This is a genomic window from Pontibacter indicus (assembly GCF_900156345.1).
Classification (GTDB): Bacteria; Bacteroidota; Bacteroidia; order Cytophagales; family Hymenobacteraceae; genus Pontibacter; species Pontibacter indicus.
In genome coordinates, this window is record NZ_FTPP01000003.1 from 211014 (window position 1) to 231589 (window position 20576).

Annotated in this window: 11 protein-coding genes; 8 read left to right on the forward strand and 3 right to left on the reverse strand. The window is 52.0% G+C overall.

Annotated features, from left to right (window positions below; translation table 11 throughout):
- Window positions 1-9 precede the first annotated feature (9 nt).
- Together B0B12_RS15685 and B0B12_RS15690 are read right to left on the reverse strand one after the other, a co-directional pair.
- Window positions 10-2421: a TonB-dependent receptor gene (locus B0B12_RS15685; protein WP_076670805.1), complete on the reverse strand. Its 2412-nt coding sequence runs from the start codon at window positions 2419-2421 to the stop codon at window positions 10-12.
- An 8-nt stretch (window positions 2422-2429) separates the two neighbouring features.
- The gene (locus B0B12_RS15690) at window positions 2430-2996 is read right to left on the reverse strand and encodes a PepSY-associated TM helix domain-containing protein (protein ID WP_076670807.1); all 567 of its coding nucleotides are present in this window, start codon (window positions 2994-2996) and stop codon (window positions 2430-2432) included.
- A 150-nt stretch (window positions 2997-3146) separates the two neighbouring features.
- On the opposite strand from B0B12_RS15690, the gene B0B12_RS15695 reads away from it, so the two are divergent.
- Window positions 3147-3617 (forward strand): hypothetical protein, encoded by a 471-nt coding sequence (locus B0B12_RS15695; RefSeq protein WP_076670809.1) that lies wholly within the window; start codon window positions 3147-3149, stop codon window positions 3615-3617.
- A gap of 86 nt (window positions 3618-3703) precedes the next feature.
- Here the strand turns inward: B0B12_RS15695 and B0B12_RS15700 are convergent, their stop codons facing one another.
- A complete protein-coding gene (locus B0B12_RS15700) occupies window positions 3704-6889 on the reverse strand; it encodes a VPS10 domain-containing protein (RefSeq protein WP_076670811.1) in 3186 nt (1061 codons plus the stop codon).
- Window positions 6890-7417: 528 nt separating this feature from the next.
- On the opposite strand from B0B12_RS15700, the gene B0B12_RS15705 reads away from it, so the two are divergent.
- From B0B12_RS15705 to B0B12_RS15740, 7 genes are all read left to right on the forward strand, one after another.
- Window positions 7418-10138 (forward strand): S8 family serine peptidase, encoded by a 2721-nt coding sequence (locus tag B0B12_RS15705; protein WP_076670813.1) that lies wholly within the window; start codon window positions 7418-7420, stop codon window positions 10136-10138.
- Between the two features lie 303 nt (window positions 10139-10441).
- The gene (gene dnaK / locus B0B12_RS15710) at window positions 10442-12373 is read left to right on the forward strand and encodes a molecular chaperone DnaK (RefSeq protein WP_076670815.1); all 1932 of its coding nucleotides are present in this window, start codon (window positions 10442-10444) and stop codon (window positions 12371-12373) included.
- A gap of 170 nt (window positions 12374-12543) precedes the next feature.
- A complete protein-coding gene (locus B0B12_RS15715) occupies window positions 12544-13191 on the forward strand; it encodes an outer membrane beta-barrel protein (protein WP_076670817.1) in 648 nt (215 codons plus the stop codon).
- Window positions 13192-13265: 74 nt separating this feature from the next.
- The gene (locus B0B12_RS15720) at window positions 13266-14501 is read left to right on the forward strand and encodes an outer membrane beta-barrel protein (RefSeq protein WP_076670819.1); all 1236 of its coding nucleotides are present in this window, start codon (window positions 13266-13268) and stop codon (window positions 14499-14501) included.
- Window positions 14502-14548: 47 nt separating this feature from the next.
- Complete coding sequence (locus tag B0B12_RS15725) at window positions 14549-15244, forward strand: outer membrane beta-barrel protein (protein ID WP_076670821.1); 696 nt, start codon at window positions 14549-14551, stop codon at window positions 15242-15244.
- A gap of 834 nt (window positions 15245-16078) precedes the next feature.
- Complete coding sequence (locus B0B12_RS15735) at window positions 16079-19402, forward strand: T9SS type A sorting domain-containing protein (RefSeq protein ID WP_076670825.1); 3324 nt, start codon at window positions 16079-16081, stop codon at window positions 19400-19402.
- A 315-nt stretch (window positions 19403-19717) separates the two neighbouring features.
- The gene (locus tag B0B12_RS15740) at window positions 19718-20572 is read left to right on the forward strand and encodes an ABC transporter permease (RefSeq protein ID WP_076670827.1); all 855 of its coding nucleotides are present in this window, start codon (window positions 19718-19720) and stop codon (window positions 20570-20572) included.
- Window positions 20573-20576 lie beyond the last annotated feature (4 nt).

The following is a 20576-nucleotide window of genomic DNA, read 5'->3' on the forward strand; positions in this document are numbered from 1 at the left end:
AGCCCTAACCTAGAAATTGCCTCTCACTGACAGCACAAAGTTACGTCCCGGTGCGGCTATACCTGATGAGTAAGGACGGTAACGCTGATCGGTGATATTCTCTATACCTGCACTCAGGCTCAGGTGCTGGCTCAGTTGGTAAAGCGCCTTTAGGTTAAGCGTCACCCAGGCAGGGCTGTAAGGTTTCCCGTTTGAATCACTCGCATAGAGATAGGCTTTGTCCTGCTCTTCCGGCGCCAGGTTTTCGTGCTTCACCTCCCCGTTATATATGGCATAAAGATCGGCTTTAAAACGGCTCCGGGTATACGTCAGGCGGGTGGTACCATAGGCCGGAGCGGCATGACGCAAAGGAGCCTCCGAGCCATTGTCCAGTTCTTCCCGGCCGCGCTGCAGGTTATACCGGGAGGCTAGCCCGAAACCAGCAGGAAGTTTTACTTCTATACCTGCCTGCACACCCCAAACAGTCGCGTAGGCCGCGTTCTGGATCGCCTGCACCTGGCTCAGTTCCCCTTCGTATTCGATGCTGCTCTGGCCGTTCAAGGTATAGCTACGCCGCACCAACGCATCCTGCAGGTGAGTATAGAAAGCTGTAGCGTCGAGTTTTATGATCTCCCCAAAAGTTTTGGCGGCACCCAAGTCAGCATTGTAAGCATACTCCGGCTTGAGATCGGGATTGGGTACTACCACCAGTCCCGGTGCCGAGTCGAAGATCTTACCGATGTCATCCACATTCGGGGAGCGGAAGCCTGTGGACAAGTTGGTGCTCAGTTGCCAGCTGGCCTCCGGGCTGTAGACTATACCTGCACTCCCGGTCAAAGCGCCAGTATTGATGTCGGCTGAGGCGAAAGGGAAGTCAAAAAAGCGATCATCGAAGCTGGCGTTAAGCAGGATGTGGTTATACCTGGCCCCAGTCAGCACAGTGAACTTTTCGGAGGGTTTGAAGCGGTAAGTCAGTAAAGCGGCATAGGAGCTCCAGTCGGCGCCATCGGGGTAGCGGGACGATCCTGCCACTGTAAGGCCGGTGCTAATGTTCTCATCGGTGCCTGTTGAGCCGACCTGATTGTAAATCGCCTCCAGACCATAGAACAGGTGGTGCCGCGGGTCCAGCGCCTTTTCAAAATCAAGGTTGGCAGAGTAGGCGTTTACCTTTTCGTAGCGGTTATACCGGATCGGCTTGCCCAGGTCGCGGTTGTGGCGGCTCTCTTCGAACAACTGATGCGCCAGCCCAATGTTGAGCTGATCGAAAAGCCTGTTGCCTGCCTGGTGCGTCGCCTGCAGGTTGTTCATCGCCCATACCTGCGGACCATAATACCACTCCGCCGAGCGTAATTTGTCGTTGCGGTAGTTGATCAGGCGGTCGTAGCGGGGCACGTCGTTGGTAGTGGAGTAATGGAAGCCGTAATTCAGGTCCCATTTTTCGTTGGGGCTATACCGGATCTTCTGCATCAGGTTCAGCTGGTCGTAGCCGGTGTATACCTGTCGCTCCGGGTCTGAGTTAGGCACTACCTCGTCATGGCCGCTTAAGTGCTGCACATACTCGTGCCGTAGGTAATCGTCCGGTCCGCGCGTGCCCATTTTCAAGTCGCCGTAGTCGCTGAAGGTGGCGCTGGTCAGGAAAGCCCACTTTTTCAGCCCCACGCTCACATCCACATGACCCGTCTTCTCCTGGTTGGCAGACGACCAGCGGGCGGCGGCGCTTCCCCGAACGAGTGGCGCATCGCCAGCGGCAAACTTAGGCAAGAGGGTATAAAAGCTCATCACGCCCCCGATGGCGTCGCTGCCATACATCACCGAGCCGGGTCCAAAAAGCACTTCTGTCCGTTCAGTGGCAAAGGGATCAAGAGAAATGACGTTCTGCAGGTTGCCGCTCCGGAAAATGGTCGTGTTCATCCGTACGCCGTCCACCGCGATCAGCACCCGGTTCGTGGCAAAACCCCGGATCATGGGGCTGCCGCCGCCACCCTGGCTCTTCTGGATAAACACCTCCCCCGACTGGCCCAGCATGTCAGCAGCTGTCTGCGGCTGTTGTAGCAGCACATCGTTGGGCCGGATGGTGCTCACTTTCTGAGGCACCTCTTTCGCGTCCTGCTGCCAGCGCGTAACCGACACCACCACAGCCTGCAGCGACACAGTGCTTTCCTGCAGGTATAGCCTGAACTTCCGCTGCTGCAGCTGCTCATAGCTCTGCACCACCGGCTCGTATCCCACCAGGCGCACCACAATGCTATCCATCCCCTGGAGTGAAGTAATATCAACCTGCCCTCTTTGGTTGGTTGTGAGAACCTGCGCCAGCCTACCGGAGTATAGCTGCACCATCTCCAGGGGCTGCTGCGTTACCTGGTCCCGCACGGTCAACACCTGCCCAACCGCTGTTTGCGCGGTCAGGATAATTAACGCCACAAAGCCTAAGAGTTTATGCATCGCAGGGGCTACTCACTCTTGATCTGGCGGATCTTTCTGGGGTAAAACCACAGGAAGAAGCCCGTAACGGTTAGCACCAGCAAGCCAAAACCCAGCACGTTCATGGAAATCAGCTTGAACAGGTCGCTGATGATGGAGCCGTCGTGGATTTTCTCGATCCAGTCGGAGTGGCGCCGGGCGACGGAGAGCACCTGGCCGGTGCTGGCGTCGAGCTGTACTTCCCAGCTGCCTTCTTTGAAAATGGTCTTGACGATGCCTTTGTCCAGGCGGGCCTCAATGCGGTCGATCGGGTTATTTTGCACAGCAGCTGCTGAGTCCAGCCCGGCAATGGAAAGCGTTGCCAGATCAGCGAGCGGCAGCCACTGCTGCAGGTCCGTAGAGACTCCTTTCTGGGTAGGCGGCTGCAATAGGTCCACATCTTTTTTCCAGCCCAATAGTATGCCCGTCACGCTGCTGATCAGCACAAAAGCCCCTATCACCAGCCCCAGGTAGCGGTGGTACACCCGAAAATTTCGCAGCCGGTCGGTAAGGGTTCTGACTTTTTGTTTGACGAGGGTTGTCGTACTGGTACTCACTAATTTGGGTTGGTATAGGGATGAAAGCACAATATCCTATAAAAGCGGCAGATAAACAATGTGTAGCCATTGGTCTGCTAAAATTTAAATACCAGATGCAACCAACGCACGTTATAGAGGCTCTTACGATTGAATTAACGCTTACAGATTATGCTTAAATTGATTTATCCATTACTCGGCCTGGCCCTCTTCACCCAGTGCCAGCCGGAAGAGACGGAAGTGCCAACAACGGTAGCAAAAGAATCAAATGAACTGAAATTCGGGCAGGAAGTGCCGGTTAAATACCTGGAACAAGTGACGCTCGCGGGCGGCGACGTTCCCCGCAGGCTGATCGTTGCCGTGAAGAACATCCAGGATTCGCGCTGCCCGGAGAACACCAACTGCATCACCGCCGGCAATGCAACAGTAGTAGTAAGAGCCTCTAATAGCCAGGGTAGCAACGAGAACATCGAACTTTGCCTCGGCGACTGTGAAACCGGTGTTCCCCAGGAGACTGACGCCGTGACAGCCGAAGTAGGCGATGTCAATTACCGTTTCACGCTGAAACAAGTTGGGCCATACCCTGGACTGGAGCATGACGGCGAAGAGCAAAAGGCACGGCTAATAGTGGAAAAAATCTGATCATCGTGTCTTAGCTAACAGCCAAAAAACAGAAAGCCCTGCCAACGATAGCAGGGCTTTTTGTTTTTTGAATGCTCAAGCGATTCCTACAAAGATCCCGTGGCCGGGGCAGCCTCTGCTTTCTTCACCGTGATAGCATCTACTCCTTTTTCCTTCACCAATCGGTTCAGCGCCGGCACATCCTGCGACTGCACCTGCCGGAACAGGTTCAACTGCTCGTCGATCTGGGCGGTGATTTCCTTTTTGAAGGCATAGGCCTGATCGGTTGGACGGAAGTCGCCGGTGCTCACCTGCCCGACCAGGTTCGCCAGTTTGTTGTTGAGGCGGATCGGGTAGTTGAGCGGGTCCTGGCCACTGCGGTTCTTTGTCTGGTACAGGGACTCTTCAATGGCGGTGATCTTCTTGTCGATGGCGGTGGCAGACTCTACCACATCCTTATAGCTCTCCTGCCCCTTCAGGTTGCCCTTGAGCGTGTTGAGCTGTGCACGCATGGTGCGGATGTCTTTGATCACATCATGGGTCTCGGTCAGTTTGTCGCGCACCTCCATTAGGAAAGTAAACTGCGCCGCGCGGTCTTGCGTTGTCGCCTTGGTACGCGGATCCGGCAGAATGGTGAATTCGGTTTCCTGACTTTCTTTGTTCACGGTTAGCTTCGCCTTATACCTGCCAGGTATAGCTTTTGGTCCCTGCGTGCCGCCGCCCCACAGGATCAGTCCGTCAAACTTGCTGGCCTCCGGGTAGCGCATGTCCCACACGAAGCGGTTCAGGCCTTCCTTCGCGGTCAGCTTATCCTTGTTTTCTTTGGCATTGCTGGCGTAGCTGCGGATCAGCTTGCCGTTCTGGTCCAGGATCTCCAACTGTACCACGGTAGCCGAGTCCGGTTTCTGCGGCAGGTAAAAGTGCACCATCACGCCGCCCGGGTGGTTCTCGCCGGCTGTTTTGGAAAGCCCCCGGTTGCCGCCATCCATTTTGTAGCTGTCGAGCGGCTTGTAGAGGTGGAATTTGCTGCCCGCTATACCTGCGTTCAGTTGGTGCAGCGGCGTCAGGTCGTCGATGATCCAGAAGCTGCGGCCCTGTGTGGCAGCGATCAGGTTGTCGTTTTTAATAGTCAGATCGGTAATAGAAACGATGGGTAGGTTCATCTGGAACGGTTGCCAGCTCTCCCCGTCGTTGAAGGACACATACATGCCATACTCCGTACCGGCATACAAAAGGCCCTGGCGCTTCGGATCGGCGCGCACCACGCGGGTGAAGTGATGGCCTTCTATACCCTTGGTGATCTTCGTCCAGGTCTTGCCATAGTCGGTCGTTTTGTAGAGGTATGGGCTGAAGTCGCCCGACTTATACATGGTGGCTGCCACGTAAGCAGCGCCTTTTTGCGTCGGGTGTGCCTCCAGGCTGTTGATCTGGATCCACTCCGGCATACGTTTCGGCTGTACTTTAGTCCAGTTCTTGCCATTGTCGCGCGTCACGTGGATCAGGCCATCGTCTGATCCTGTCCAAATCACGCCTGGCTCCACTGGAGACTCACTAATGGCGAAGATGGTGCCGTAGTACTCCACACTGGTATTGTCCTTGGTGATCGGTCCGCCCGATGGTCCCAGTTTCGTGGAGTCGTTGCGGGTCAGGTCCGGGCTGAGCAGCTCCCAGGTCTGGCCCTCGTTGTAGGTGACGTGCACGTGGTTGGAGGTAGTGTAGAGTTTCTTCGGATCGTTGGGTGAGAACATGATCGGAAAATTCCACTGGAAGCGGTACTTCATCCCTTCTGCGCCGTGGCCCATCGGATTATCCGGCCATACGTTGATCACGCGCTCCTGCCCGTTGCTGTGGTCCACGCGCGAAAGAAAGCCACCGTAGTTGCCGCCATACACAATCTCCGGGTTTTCCGGGTTCACGGCCAAGTGCGCACTCTCCGATCCGGCCGTTTCCTCCCAGTCATTTTCGGTGATGCTATACCCCGTGGAGCGGTGGCTGATGCGCACGGTCGAGTTGTCCTGCTGCGCGCCGTAAATGCGGTATGGGAAATGGTTATCCGTCACCACGCGGTAGAATTGGCCAGTGGGCTGGTTGTCCATGGTGCTCCAGTTCATGCCGCCATCGGTTGTCACTTGTGCGCCACCGTCGTCGGCAATCACCATGCGAGATGGATTCTCCGGTGCAATCCAGAGGTCGTGGTGGTCGCTGTGACCGGCGTAGGCCGAGGTAAAGGTCTTGCCGCCGTCCTTGCTGCGGTGATAGGCCACGTTCAGCACGTAGACCACGTCCTCGTCTTTCGGATCGGCATACACGCGGGTATAGTACCAGGCCCGTTGGCGCAGGTTGCGGTCGTCGTTCATCTTCTTCCAGGTCACGCCGCTGTCGTCGGAGCGGAAAAGCCCGCCCTCGTCCGCCTCCACCATGGCGTACACCCTGCTAGAGTTCACCGGCGACACGGCTACGCCAATGATGCCCAGCGTCCCTTTTGGCAGGCCTTCGCTCTTCGAGATGTCTTTCCAGGTATCACCGCCATCGGTGCTCTTCCAGATGCCGGAGCCCGGCCCGCCTGAGGACAGGCTGTACGGAGTGCGGCGCACATTCCAGGTCGTGGCATATAGGTGACGCGGGTTATTCGGATCAAAAGTTAGGTCCACAGCGCCGGCATCCTTGTTGGCAAAGAGCGTTTTCTTCCAGGTCTTGCCGCCGTCGGTGCTTTTGTATACCCCGCGCTCCTCGTGCGATTTGTACAGATCGCCCATTACGGCTACGTACACGATGTCCGGGTTAGTCGGATGGATGCGGATACGGCCGATGTGCTTCGAATACTTCAGGCCGATGTGCTGCCAGGTCTTGCCCGCGTCTACTGATTTCCACATGCCAAAGCCCGAGGACACGTTGCCGCGCACCGTCTTCTCTCCTTCTCCTACATAGATTACGTTCGGGTCGGCCTCGCTCACCGCCACTGCCCCGATGGAGCCGCCAAAGAAGCCATCGGAGATATTCTCCCAGGTAGCGCCGCCGTCAGTGGTGCGCCATACGCCGCCGCCCACGGTGCCCATGTAATAGAGGTTAGGTTTACCCGGCACGCCCGTTACCGTGGCAGAGCGGCCTCCACGGAACGGACCAATGGAGCGCCAGGTCAGGCCGTTATAAAGTTTCGGGTCAAAAGTCGCAGTTGTTTCTTTATGCTTGCTGCTGCGCGGCTTTTGCTTCTGGGCCACTGCCTCCGGGGAGGCCAGCGCCAGCGCCAGCAACAGACAAGCCGCTGATCCTGCTTTGTAGAAGGTTCTTTTCATGTATAAGGTGAGCGATAGGTTTAGCGATTCGTTTACTTGAACAAATGATTTAGAAAAGTTTAGCCTAAAAAGCAAATGGCATAATTTGGTCATCCATGTCGTATGGACCTGCTTATACCTTGGATCGACCTAAGAGCGCAGGTTTGTACTCTGTAAAATCGAAAAATTACTCAGTATAAACCCGGGTAAACTTCAATGTGATGACTTTGATAACACAGCCTGCGCCTAGAAGCTAATCTCAATTTTATTAAATAAATTATCCAGTTTAATCACACCTAAATTAAATATTACAACTTTCTATTATATAATTTTTGTACAAATCCTAAAACTAGCATGTAATTTAAAAATACCTGAAAACAAGGTGTTTAACCATTGATAAGCGCGAAATACGTAAATCCCTATCCAAGCTCTTTTCAATAAAACCAATATAGTTCAAATAGAGTATAGAGCAAAATAATTGCAACAGGCAAGTACTCCCTTTATACCTGCCCTAATTCAGTACTATTTCTAACCAAAAACATCTCACCTATGAACAGATTTTTTACATTGGTTGCCGCGCTATTTTTCCTTGCGAGTAGTGCGTTTGCACAGGCCACCGTCGACCCTGAGTTGCGACAGGCCTTGCGGTCCTCCCTCCTGCCACAGCAAGTGATTGTCACTTTCCATGGAGACAAGGCGCCGAGCTCTTCTAACATCTTATCGCTTAGGCTACTGGGTATTACGAACGGGATTTCGCTGCAGTCGCTGCCGATTGTGGGGGCGCTGGCAACGAGCGCACAGGTTGATGCCCTGGCCCGAAACACACAGGTGCGCTCCATCTACCTCAACAAAAAACTGACTTACTTTAACCACCACGACACCCACCTGACAGGTGTGCAGCGGCTCCGCAACGACATGGAGATGACCTCCCGTAACGGCGGGCTTCCTGTATCTGGCAAAGGCGTGACGGTAGTGATCAATGACAGTGGCGTGGATGGCACACACGAAGACCTGAAACTGGGCAAAAACCTGAAGCAGAACGTGCTGGGCACGCTTAATCTGAATGGACTTTTATCCTTTCTGCCGCCTATCTGGTTAGAGAATGTACCGAATACCGACAACAATTCAGGCCACGGCACACATTGCGCGGGCACAGTAGGTGGCCTGGGCACGATGTCGAATGGCAAATACGCCGGTGTGGCCCCAGGAGCCGATTTGATTGGCTATGGCTCGGGCGCTGCCCTGTTTATTTTGGACGCGATCGGAGCATACGACTGGGTGATGCTGAACCAGGCCCGCTATGGTATCCGCGTTATCAGTAATTCCTGGGGCACCTCAGGGGCCTTCGACCCGAACCACCCCGTGAACGTTGCTTCGTTGGCAGCTTATAAAAGGAACATCATCTCCGTATTCGCGGCCGGCAACGAAGGGCCTGGCTCTGACACGCACAATCCGTACGCCATTGCTCCCTGGGTTATTTCAGTAGGCGCGGGCGACCGCTATGGCAGACTCGCCGACTTTTCTTCCAGAGGTGTCAGAAACCACAAAGAGACGCTGAGCTTTGATGGCAAAACCTGGACTGTGGAAAACAGACCGACCGTTGTAGGCCCTGGTGTGGATGTGGTGTCTACGAGGGTGATCGGCCCTGTCGCTTCTCTTGCAGCGCAACAGGACATCGAGACGCTGGAACCTGCCGAGGTGCCTTTCTATACCCACATGAACGGTACTTCCATGGCTACCCCACATGTGGCGGGCATCGTTGCCCTGATGCTGGAAGCGAACCCAGCCCTGACACCCGACCAGGTAAAATCGATCCTGCAGCAGACCGCCACCAACATACCAGGCCGCGAGCCCTGGGAAGTGGGTGCAGGCTATGTGAATGCCTACGCCGCCATCGACCATATCTTCCGCAACACGACATTCGGTTCTCAGCTCAACATTACCCGGAAGTTCAACAGCAGCATCAACTCTTCTGCCACGGAGCAAGTTCTGCCCATCAACTACAATCCGGCTACCGCCGCCACAAACGAGAGCACATTTAACGTGGCGGCCGGCGTGACAGGTATAGAGGCGAAGATGTTTGCGTCCGGCCTTCTCGGCGAAACAGGCAACCCGGTTGGCCTACGCCTGGTGGCCCCGGACGGAACGACCTACAGTTCGGGGATTTCTGCCTTGTTTACTTTGTATACTGATCGTACCGTTGCTGTTGCCAACCCCATGGCAGGCCAGTGGAAAGCCGTTGTGTATGGCTTGCAGGGGGCAGGCTTCCCGGAGGCGATTGACGTGAAAGTGACGCAAACGCAGATCCTGGGCACCTCGGGATTGAACGACATTGCCAGCCACCCGGCCAGAACAGCGATAGAACTGGCAGTTGGCGAGCGCTTAGTGGATGGATTCAGCGACGGCACCTATAAGCCCGATGCTCCGCTGAAGCGCATAGAGCTGGCCGATTACCTGATGATGGGCCAGGGTGTTCGTCAGCATATACCTACAAACGGGGCGGTTTCTTTCTCAGACGTGTCAGCAGGACAGAAGCTACTGGCGGAATCGGTTACCGCGAAAGGTGCCGCCCTGCGCGACGGATTCCATGCTGCCAATGGCCTGATGACGCCAGCATCGGCAGGCAAGTTCAGCCCGACTGGCACTGTAAGCCGGGCAAGCCTCGCCTACTCGCTGGTGCAGGCGCTGGGCCAGGAAGCCGAGGCACTGAAACGCAATGGCACCGCCCCGACTGTCACCCTCAACGGCACCACCTACCCGATTGAAGACGCCAAAGATATACCTGCCGGGCTGGAGGGCTACGTGAGTGTGGCGTTGGAACTGAACCTGATCAATGCCTTCTATAACGTGACGCAGGGACCATATGACCTGCAGCCTGTGGTGCATGCTACCTTTAAGCCAAAAGCAAACGTAACCCGCGCCGAGTTTGCCGTTATCGTGACGCGCACCTTCAACGGCTGGAACGAACTGGCCGCCGCAAGTACTTCAGCCGTGCAAATGGCAGAGGCAGCCAGTACAAAGGCCATTGCCTATCCAAATCCTTTCGCTGAGACCACGACCATCCAGTACAGTCTGGAAAATGAAGGTCTTGTGACAGTCGAGGTACTGGACATCATGGGTAAGAAAATCAGAACGCTTGTCTCTGAGACGAAGCGATCCGGCAACCACGAAGTGCAGTTCGATGGCAGCACGCTACCGAGCGGAACATACCTGTACCGCATCAACACAAACGGGAAAACAGCCACTATGAAAATGGTGATCGCACGCTAGTATCCTCTAATCGGTTCATAAAAAAAGCCCTCCGATGCGAGGGCTTTTTTTATGCATCCGCCGCATCAATCAAACAGGTATACAGTAACCACGTATGCGGCTATACCTGTTCAGTTGCAGGCAAATGTGTCCTGATTTCATAAAGGCTGTTCAGCTAAAAATGACAAAAAGAATTTTACCAGCGCCACTTGTGACAGAATGACAGGCAAAACAGCTGCAAAACGCCTTGGCACATACCTTGATAGAATGCTAGCAACAGTAGAAAAGAAATTATAATCGAATCATAAATAATAAAACTATAGAATGGGAAAGATAATTGGTATTGACTTAGGTACAACCAACTCTTGCGTTGCCGTAATGGAAGGTAACGAGCCAGTGGTTATTCCTAACAGCGAAGGCCGTAGAACCACTCCGTCTATCGTTGCGTTCCTGGACGGCGGTAAGGGCGAGCGTAAAGTAGGTGACCCTGCCAAGCGTCAGGCTATCACAAACCCTCAGAACACGATCGCCTCTATCAAGCGCTTCATGGGCCACAGCTACAACGAGGTGAGCGAAGAGGCCAAGCAGGTGTCCTACAAAGTGGTGCAGGGTGGCAACAACACCATCCGCGTGGAGATCGGCGATCGCCAGTACACACCACAGGAAATCTCAGCGATGGTGCTTCAGAAAATGAAGGCTACTGCCGAAGATTACCTGGGCACTACAGTAACAGAAGCGGTTATTACCGTACCTGCATACTTCAACGACGCGCAGCGCCAGGCTACGAAAGAGGCTGGTCAGATTGCAGGTCTTGAAGTGAAGCGTATCATCAACGAGCCAACAGCCGCAGCGCTTGCCTACGGCCTAGACAAGAAACACAAAGACCAGAAAATCGCGGTATTCGACCTTGGTGGCGGTACCTTCGATATCTCGATCTTGGAGCTGGGTGACGGCGTGTTCGAAGTGCTCTCTACCAACGGTGACACACACCTAGGTGGTGACGACTTCGACGCTAAAATCATCAACTGGCTGGCAGACGAGTTCAAGAACGACGAAGGTGTGGATCTGCGCAAGGACCCTATGGCCCTGCAGCGTCTGAAGGAAGCGGCTGAGAAAGCAAAAGTGGAGCTCTCTTCTTCGAATGAAACTGAGATCAACCTACCCTACATCATGCCAGTGGACGGCGTGCCGAAGCACTTAGTGCGCAAACTGACAAGAGCTAAGTTCGAGCAGCTGACAGACGACCTGATCCGTCGCTCGATGGAGCCATGCCGCAAGGCCCTTCAGGATGCCGGTCTGTCTACTTCTGACATCGACGAAGTGATTCTGGTAGGTGGTTCTACCCGTATCCCGAGAGTGCAGGAAGAAGTGGAGAAGTTCTTCGGCAAGAAGCCTTCTAAAGGCGTGAACCCGGATGAGGTAGTGGCCATCGGTGCTGCGATTCAGGGTGGTGTACTGACAGGTGAAGTAAAAGACGTGCTTCTGCTGGACGTAACGCCGCTTTCACTGGGTATCGAGACCATGGGTGGTGTGATGACCAAGCTGATTGAGTCTAACACGACTATACCTACGAAGAAGTCCGAGACTTTCTCGACTGCATCGGACAACCAGCCGTCGGTAGAGATTCACGTACTGCAGGGTGAGCGCCCTATGGCGAAAGACAACCGCACGATCGGTCGCTTCCACCTCGACGGTATTCCACCAGCACCACGCGGTGTTCCTCAAATCGAAGTAATCTTCGACATCGACGCCAACGGTATCCTGCACGTAACGGCGAAGGATAAAGCCACTGGCAAAGAGCAAAAGATCCGCATTGAAGCTTCTTCTGGTCTGAGCGAGCAGGAAATCGAGAAAATGCGTCAGGAAGCGGAAGCCAATGCCGAAGCTGACAAGAAGGCGAAGGAAGAGATCGAGAAGCTGAACGCAGCCGACTCCATGATCTTCCAGACCGAGAAGCAGCTGAAAGAGTATGGCGAGAAATTGTCGGAAGGCAACAAGTCTAACATCGAAAGCGCGCTGGGTCAGCTGAAAACAGCACACGGCGCGAAGGACATCGCTGGTATTGACGCAGCGATCGAAAGCCTGAACAATGCCTGGCAGGCAGCCTCCCAGGAAATGTACGCCGCTACACAAGGTGCCCCAGGTGCTGAAGCCAATGGCCAGGCCGGTGGCCCGGGTGCAGGCCCTCAAGGCGCAGCTACCGACGACGGTGGTGTAACCGACGTAGACTACGAAGAAGTAGACGGTAAGAAATAAGATTTAACTCAAACTATACTGAAATCCCCTGTCAGGACTCCTGGCAGGGGATTTTTTTTGTACCAGGCTGATAACCAACAGGGAGCCCCAATCATCTTTAAAAAGATTTGGCTGGCGGACTGCTTGAAAATATTTATTTATTTCTATATTTCATGGACAATCTACTACCCATGAAAACAATCTACCTCTTCCTCCTGGCCATGCTGGTAGCCGGCAGCGCCTTTGCTCAACTTCAAACAGGTACCCGATTCTCCGGCATCAGCGCAGGTATCGGATTCAAAAAGCCCGCCGAGGGCAACAAGACTTTCTCTTACGAGGTGAGGCCAGCAGCCGGAATCTTCACAACAGACAACCTGATGCTTGGTCTGAGTACCGGCTACTACTATTCCATACACACGCAAAGAAAGACAGAATCCTTACCAGACAACAACTACTACCGCGCTGAAAGCGAAACAATTACCCGGGTTTACAACCTGGGCCCTATGGCCCGCTATCACCTCCCCCTGGGCAACCGGTTCGCACTTTTTGCGGAAGGTGCAGCGGGTGTACAGGCCGCAAAAGTCAAATCAGAAAGTTATTTCTCAGGGGCCAGGTATCCGGGAGATCCGGGCGGGGATTATGCTTCAAAATCCGAATCGAAACAGGTTTCGCTGTACGCCGGTGTCTCACCTGGCCTGGTTTTCTTCCCGAGCACCCATATAGGTATAGACCTGAAGGTGAATCTACTGCGCTACCAGCATGATTTAGGAAGGGGCAGCCATACCAATGTAGACTTCAGCCTCAGCAGGGCGAATCTGGGTATAGGCCTTTATTTTTAAATCCTTTTACTTCTTCCAGGTATAGGCTTTATATTTGTTTGTCTATATAGTATCAATTCTCTGAAAACAGCTTGATGAAACAGCTTTACATTACTTTCCTGCTCACCTTTTTAGTCATTACAACAGCCTCCGCCCAAAAAGATTTCCGGTCGGGCTTCATCGTTCAGAACACCGACACACTGCGCGGCTACGTCGATTACCGGGGTGCCGTCCGCAGCTCTAAAATAACCACCTTTAAGGCGAACCTGGGCGCTCCGGAGCAGGAGTTTGACCCTTCGCAGCTGGCGGCTTACGGTTTTGTGAAAGAGAACAAGGTATACGAGGCGCAGGCTATACCTGCCGATACGGCACAACCCGCGCAACGCTTATTTGTGCAGGTGCTGGCAAAGGGCAAGGCCTCTGTTTATGCGTATCGGGATGGTTCGGATCAGGATCACTTTTACCTGTCAAAGGAAGGAGGAGAGCTGATAGAACTCAAACAGAAAGTTTACAATAAGAAAGACCCTAAGACCGGCAAAACCTTCCGGATGGTGGACGATCTATACCTGAGCGTGCTGAGGTCCTCTTTCTACGACTGTCCGGCTATGACAGACGAGCGACTCAGAAACGTAGCGCTCCGTCACAACTCCCTGGCCAAAGCAGCCAACGATTACAACGAATGCATGGGTGGTAGCCAGTATGTGCAGCCATCCAAGAAAACTAGTGTGAAGGTGTCCCCGGTGATTGTTTTCTCGAAGCCTACGCTGGAAACGTCGGGTGAGCATCCTTATTCAGAAGTACCGTTCCGCAATACCGGCCTGGGTTTGGGCGGCGGGTTGGCCCTGGAGGTTGCCAATCCGGCCATCAGCGAAAAGCTGTCGCTGGTGCTGGAACTGCTCTATGCTCCGTATCGATACGAAGGCGAAATCAAGGTAAATAACTTGGGCAGAACCACGGACTACGACCTGCTGCTTGACCTGCATTACCTGAAAGTGCCCGCTCAACTGCGCTATACCTTCCCCAAAGGCAGGGTCAGGCCATTTGTGAACGCCGGTGCCTCCTACTCTTATGCCTTCAGCACCGACCGCGTGGAAACCAAAAACAGCACGTTTCACAACACCAGCTACACCGAGGTAACGGAAGCCTTGCCAGGCAGTGCTTTCAAGCAGTACATGTTCGGTGTGCAGGCAGGCATTGGGCTCCTATACCCAATAGGTGAACGGACGCTTCACATTGAGACCAGGTATGAGACGACAGAAGGAGTTTCGAACGTCAGAACCCTTTCCAGTAGCATTGCCGGATTAAGTGTCCTGGCAGGGTATAGATTCTAGTGTCAGTAAACTGATCAAAACAAATTCAGCCCGCAAAAGGCCCCCTTATGAAACAACTCCTACTTCTCTTTATCTGCAGCCTGGCATTTAACCTGGCTCAGGCGCAAATGCAATCCAGCACAAGCTACGTGGGCGGTACGCTCGGCGGCAGCTACAGCGAGCCCAATTCACTTAAAGTCAGCTCTTTCCATATAAAGCCTATAGTGGGCCGGTTTGTGACCGACAACTGGCTAATAGGTATAAGCGCTTCTTATCAATCAAATTACAGGAGCAGTAACAGCCACACAGTCTATACCATAGGTGAAAACACATACCACATGGCGCTTAAGTTTACCCGTGAGCGAAGTGTAGGTATAGGCCCCGTTGCGCGCTACTACCAGGAAGTGGGTCCGAAGCTGGCATTTTTCGCGGAAGGAACAGCCGGCTATGCCAAAAAGGATACCAAGCAAGAGTATACGATACACTCCACCGACGCCAACGGAACACCCACGCTCGAGTCGTATGACCTGAGAAGTGTCAGAACCCAACACCTGTACGCAGGTTTTGCGCCGGGCATTGTGTTCTTCCCAAAACCGAAGCTAGGTATAGAGCTGAAGGCAAACGTGATTAGCTATACCCACGGCATCGGCAATGGACCAAACCAGGATCCTCTTACGTTTATGTTTGACCAGAACACCCAGAAGAACCTGAATGTTAACTTCAGCCTGGCTTCGACAAGTATCGGGGTAGGTTATTACTTCTAGTCGGTATAGCTGGCTGAAGTTATACCTTTTTAATGTAGAAGGCCCGCAGTTGTGAAACTGTGGGCCTTCTTTGTTTAGGGAAGCTTGCACCTGCGGAACCTCAGCTATCAAGGCCATGTGTATAGCTTCTCCGAAAGTTCCCAGTATGACTATCACCCACAAGAACTACTCAGCAAAAAAATTGGTCAAATAATTAGCAAACTGGGTAGTTAACACAAAATTGTTCAAAAACAGAAAAATACAAACTGAAATTACAATTTGTATAAAATTAACATATAGTTAATACAATTATTTGATATTAAATTTTATAAAACATAATTATACCAATAATTCAGATACAATAAGACCTTCTATTTGATATTCAACCCAACCTACACCATTTGCTTTACATCACTAATAACCATATAATTGCTACCGAATTCAAATTATTTCAATCACTCATTAACGAACTGAGCATCTTTGCATTTTTAAGACATTAAGATTAGATACACTAATAATAAACCATTGCCATTATTGAAAAACACACCTACAAAAAACAGATAGCACAGCACATTTTTTTTATATTTCACCAATACCAGCCTGCTTATGTCAAAAATTTACTCCTCCCGGGGCGTTGAACCAAACTTATTTCTGTATCCCCCCTTTTCAAGCATAGCTTTTTTTAGAGCCATACTGCGTTCTGTTATCCGGCACATCGCCATAACAGGACATGCAACACACTCCATCGGCATCTCAAACCCTGACCAACATAAGGACTGGGCCTTGTCTATTACCCTACCTGTAACAACAGCTGCACTACATAGGTCTTCCATCCTTCTTTAGACGCAGAGGTATATGAAAGCTATTACAAAAGCTGCTACGCTGCTTTTGCTTCTTCTCAGTTTTTATGCACAAGCTACCAGCTACTACATCAGCCCTGCAGGAGCCGACAGTAACTCTGGCCTTGAAAAAAATACAGCCTGGGCTACTATTGCAAAAGTGAACTCCACCGCCTTTCAACCAGGCGATTCTATCCTTTTTGAAGGAGGTACCACCTTTTCAGGTGCTATTGAATTTAACTCAAATGTAAAGGGCACTCCCGATGCTCCTATCTATATTGGATCTTATGGAGCAGGCAGAGCCACTATCAGCAGTGGGGATGTATCCGGGCTGTTTGTTTATAACTCGGCCGGCTTTAAGGTACAGAACCTGATTTTTAAAGGTTCCGGACGGGAAACCAACAAGGGCTGCGGAGTGGATTTCTACATGGATCTCCCTAATACGAGACTTGCCTACATCGCCATAGATAATGTGGAAGCTTTTGGCTACGGTGAGGTGGGCATCACTGTCGGCAGCTACAATGGCACAAGTGGTTTCGACGATGTTTCCATTACCTACTGCTCTGCGCACGATAATGGCGACAAAGGCATTGGCACTTATGCTTTTGATTATAAAATAGGCCACAGGAATGTATACATCGCGCACTCCAAAGCCTACAACAATGCGGGTATACTTGATAGGGATTGGCTGCACAGCGGCAATGGCATCGTAATGGGGGGCGTAGATGGCGGTATGATCGAGTACTGCGAAGCCTATAACAATGGCTGGCTCAATGGCTGGGCCTCAGGAGGGCCTGTTGGCATCTGGGGGTACATGTGCAACAACCTGATCATCCAGTATAACGAATCCCACCACAACAAAACAGGTACCTCAAAAGACGGCGGGGGTTTTGATATTGACGGGGGAAGCACCAACTCGATCATGCAGTACAATTACTCCCATAATAACGAGGGAGCAGGCTTTTTGCTGGCGCAGTTCGACTATGCCCCTCCCATGAAAAACATCACCGTACGCTACAACATAAGCGAAAACGATGGCAGGAAGAATGGGTATGGGGCTATCCATGTGTGGTCATCCTCAGCCAGGAACACAACACCCATCCAGAATGCACAGATCTACAACAACACCGTATACCTGACCCCGGCTAGCAGCGGGAGCCCGAAGGCGGTTTGGGTGCAGGCCGGAGGCGCTTCGCAGGTTATGTTCCGCAACAACCTGTTTGTAACGACCGGTGGTGTCCACCTAATGAACGTAGAGGTGCCTTCTAATGTCCGTTTTGAAGGTAATAACTATTGGACTTCGGGCAGCGCCCCTGTATTCCGTTGGAATAAGGTCAACCACGCTTCGCTCTCTTCCTGGCAAACTGCGACAGGACAAGAGATGATCAACGCGGTGTCAGCAGGCTACTTCCAGGACCCAAAGCTTAAGGACCCAGGCAAAGATGTCACCATTTCCAACCCGCGAAAACTGTACACGCTCAAAGGCTACGAACTCCAGCACGACTCCCCTCTAGTTGGCAAAGGACTGGATTTGAAAAAGAGCTTTGCTCTTGATTCCGGCGAAACCGACTTCTGGGGAAACAGCATTACACAGCGCCAGGACCTTTGTATCGGAGCACATCAGTTAACAGACAACAGCACTGCTTGCGAACAGGGAGGCGTGGTTCCGCTGGCCTTTGGATTAGCTGACGGTGGCCTATATTCTGGCCGTGGTGTTATCAATCAAAGATTGTTCGACCCTACACTGGCCGGAGTTGGAAACCACGCTTTGCGCTATACCTACCAGGACGCAGCAGGTCTATCACAAGTGGTACACCATACCGTGACCGTGCTGGATACCACCAAGTCTGTATGGACAGGAGGCACCGGAACGTCTGATTGGTTTACTGCCGACAACTGGAGCACCTGCGTGCCGGGCACGGGTGTCGATGTGCAAATCCCATCTGCCCTCGCCGAAGGAAGTCAATGGCCTGTCATCAGAGCCAATGAACATGCCATTACGCGCGATTTGGCCGCAGAAGGTATGCTGATGATCGATCAATCCGGTGTGCTGGAAATCAGGCATGATCTTCTGGCTGGTAATCTGTCCACAGATCCACTTTCCCAGATTAAACTACACAGCGAGTCACTTCAGCAAATAGCTGCTGCATCATTTGGAAGGCTACATTTAGCTGGAACCGGCAAGAAGCAATTGACTGGGTCTGTTACGGTGAGCAATCAGTTAGAATTAGGCCAAACGCTACTTTTGTTGGGCGAGCATGACCTCTCGATAAAAAACACAGGAAGCATTTCAAATTATAGTCCGAGTAGCTACATCGTTACCAACGGCGACGGCTCACTGAACCTGCAGCAATTAGGGCCCGGAAAAACAGGGATTTTTCCGGTGGGCACCGAGGTCAGCTATGCACCTGTTCGGCTCAGGAATGAAGGAGTTCCGGATAACTTCAGTGTACGTGTAGAGGAAAGGATCAAGGCTTTAGGCGTATCAGAGGACATCGCCGACGAGGTCCCAATAAACAAGACCTGGCATATTTCAGAAGATGTGGAAGGAGGATCGAACGTGACCATGAACCTGCAGTGGAATTCCGCTGATGAGCTCCCTTACTTTAACAGGGAGGAGAGTTATGTGAGCCACTACGATGGCGGGGAATGGGAACTGATGGAAAACAGCATTGGGAAGATTTCCTACGGGGCTTTACCCAACACCTACTCCATCCAGTTGGCAGGGGTAAGCACTTTCTCTCCTTTCAGCGTGGCTAGTCCAAGCAGGTCTCCTGTACCTTTGCCGGTCACGCTCGTAGCATTCACGGCGGTTCAGCGCGAGTTTGATGTATTGCTGGAATGGGCAACTGCCTCCGAGGATAACAACCACGGTTTTGAAGTAGAAGTGTCTGAAGACGCCAGGAATTTCAGAAAAATTGGTTTTGTAGAAAGCAAGGCGGTAAACACCCAGTTAAAACAATACTATCGCTTCCGCGATACAGGTATAAACGAGGCAGGTACACGCTACTACAGACTGAGGCAGCTGGACCTGGACGGTACCAGCACTTATTCAGATAGTAAAGCCGTCTCGTTCAACAAACCCAATGTAAAACTCTCGGCCTACCCGAATCCGTTTGCCGATGTTGTTACCCTAGAGTTAGAGGCGTTGAAAGCGCAGGATCTTCTGCTCACAATAACCGACAGTCAGGGCAAGAGGCTCTATGAAAGAAAAGTGCGGTTGGAGAAAGGGTTTGTAAAAATGCATCTGGACTTGAGCACACTGTCCGCTTCGTCGGTTTATTTCCTGACGGTTTACTATAACAACAAGCCGCATTACCTCAAACTAATGCGGAAATAGCACGTGCCATACCTGCAGCATTCATCTTCGCTGGCCGGATAGAGCAGTACCCCACTATTTTAAGCCATCAGCACTTAGCATACCAACTAAGTACTGGTGGCTTTTTGCATTTAGCGGCTGGGGTTCTACTCCTATTTTTTACTTGCCAGAAGACCGATTTAATCAAAATTTTTACGGTAAAATACATCTATCATTTACCTAATCGAAAAACACTCGTATAATGTACCATTAATTATGAAAATTATTTTATAAAATAACCAAGAGCTATACTGCTCGCTCTCTCAGCATAACAGCCCTGCTAGCTCCATTACCCTTATGACCGAAACAAAAACTGCGTGGGAATGGGAGATTTCCAGCAAAACAAGTTACTGGGGAGCATCTCTGAAGGAAATGTGGACTTTCCGTCACTTGCTTATAGGCCTGGTAAAGCGAAATTTCCTGCTAAAATATCAGCAGACGGTGTTAGGCCCCTTCTGGATTCTTTTTCCGCCCTTGCTGACCTTGTTAACCTACATATTGGTGTTCAACAAGTTCATCGGTATACCTACTGGAACGCTCCCTCCTGCTCTGTTTTACTTCGCAGGCATTATTCTCTGGAGCTTCTTCAGCGATAGTTTCTCGGGCACAGCTTCAACGTTTAAAGACAATGCGCACCTTTTCAGCAAGGTATACTTCCCGCGCATCATCATGCCCCTGTCAGTTATCAGCACCCAGCTTTATAACTTCGGCATACAGCTCTTTCTGCTGTTGCTGCTGGTGGCTTATTTCTGGTTGTTTGAGGACTTGGCCCTGCCTGTAGGTATAGGCATTCTCTGGCTTCCGGTAGCTGTTATAACAACAGCAGTACTGGCCATGGCAATGGGATTGTTCTTTTCTGTGCTCACTGCGAAATACCGCGACTTCAGCTATGTGATTGGTCTGGGTATTCGGCTGTTTATGTATATCACCCCCGTCATTTATCCGCTGTCTGCTGTTCCTGAAAAAGTACGCTGGGTCGTCACTTTAAACCCCTTGTCTCCTTTATTTGAAGTGTTCCGCCTTTCCTTGCTTGGCGAAGGAACCGTTTCGCTCTGGCAATTGGGGTATAGCCTCGTCTTCGCGGCGTTACTGTTCACCGCATCTTTGCTTTTGTTCAACAAGCAAGGAGATAAACTTATCGACGTTGTATAACCGG

Bases quoted from the DNA above. Each gene is read 5' to 3' on its own strand.
- B0B12_RS15720 (WP_076670819.1), top strand. From the start codon at position 13,266: ATGAAACAGCTTTACATTACTTTCCTGCTCACCTTTTTAGTCATTACA.
- B0B12_RS15735 (WP_076670825.1), top strand. From the start codon at position 16,079: ATGAAAGCTATTACAAAAGCTGCTACGCTGCTTTTGCTTCTTCTCAGT.
- B0B12_RS15695 (WP_076670809.1), top strand. From the start codon at position 3,147: ATGCTTAAATTGATTTATCCATTACTCGGCCTGGCCCTCTTCACCCAG.
- dnaK (WP_076670815.1), top strand. From the start codon at position 10,442: ATGGGAAAGATAATTGGTATTGACTTAGGTACAACCAACTCTTGCGTT.
- B0B12_RS15700 (WP_076670811.1), bottom strand. From the start codon at position 6,889: ATGAAAAGAACCTTCTACAAAGCAGGATCAGCGGCTTGTCTGTTGCTG.
- B0B12_RS15725 (WP_076670821.1), top strand. From the start codon at position 14,549: ATGAAACAACTCCTACTTCTCTTTATCTGCAGCCTGGCATTTAACCTG.
- B0B12_RS15740 (WP_076670827.1), top strand. From the start codon at position 19,718: ATGACCGAAACAAAAACTGCGTGGGAATGGGAGATTTCCAGCAAAACA.
- B0B12_RS15715 (WP_076670817.1), top strand. From the start codon at position 12,544: ATGAAAACAATCTACCTCTTCCTCCTGGCCATGCTGGTAGCCGGCAGC.
- B0B12_RS15705 (WP_076670813.1), top strand. From the start codon at position 7,418: ATGAACAGATTTTTTACATTGGTTGCCGCGCTATTTTTCCTTGCGAGT.
- B0B12_RS15685 (WP_076670805.1), bottom strand. From the start codon at position 2,421: ATGCATAAACTCTTAGGCTTTGTGGCGTTAATTATCCTGACCGCGCAA.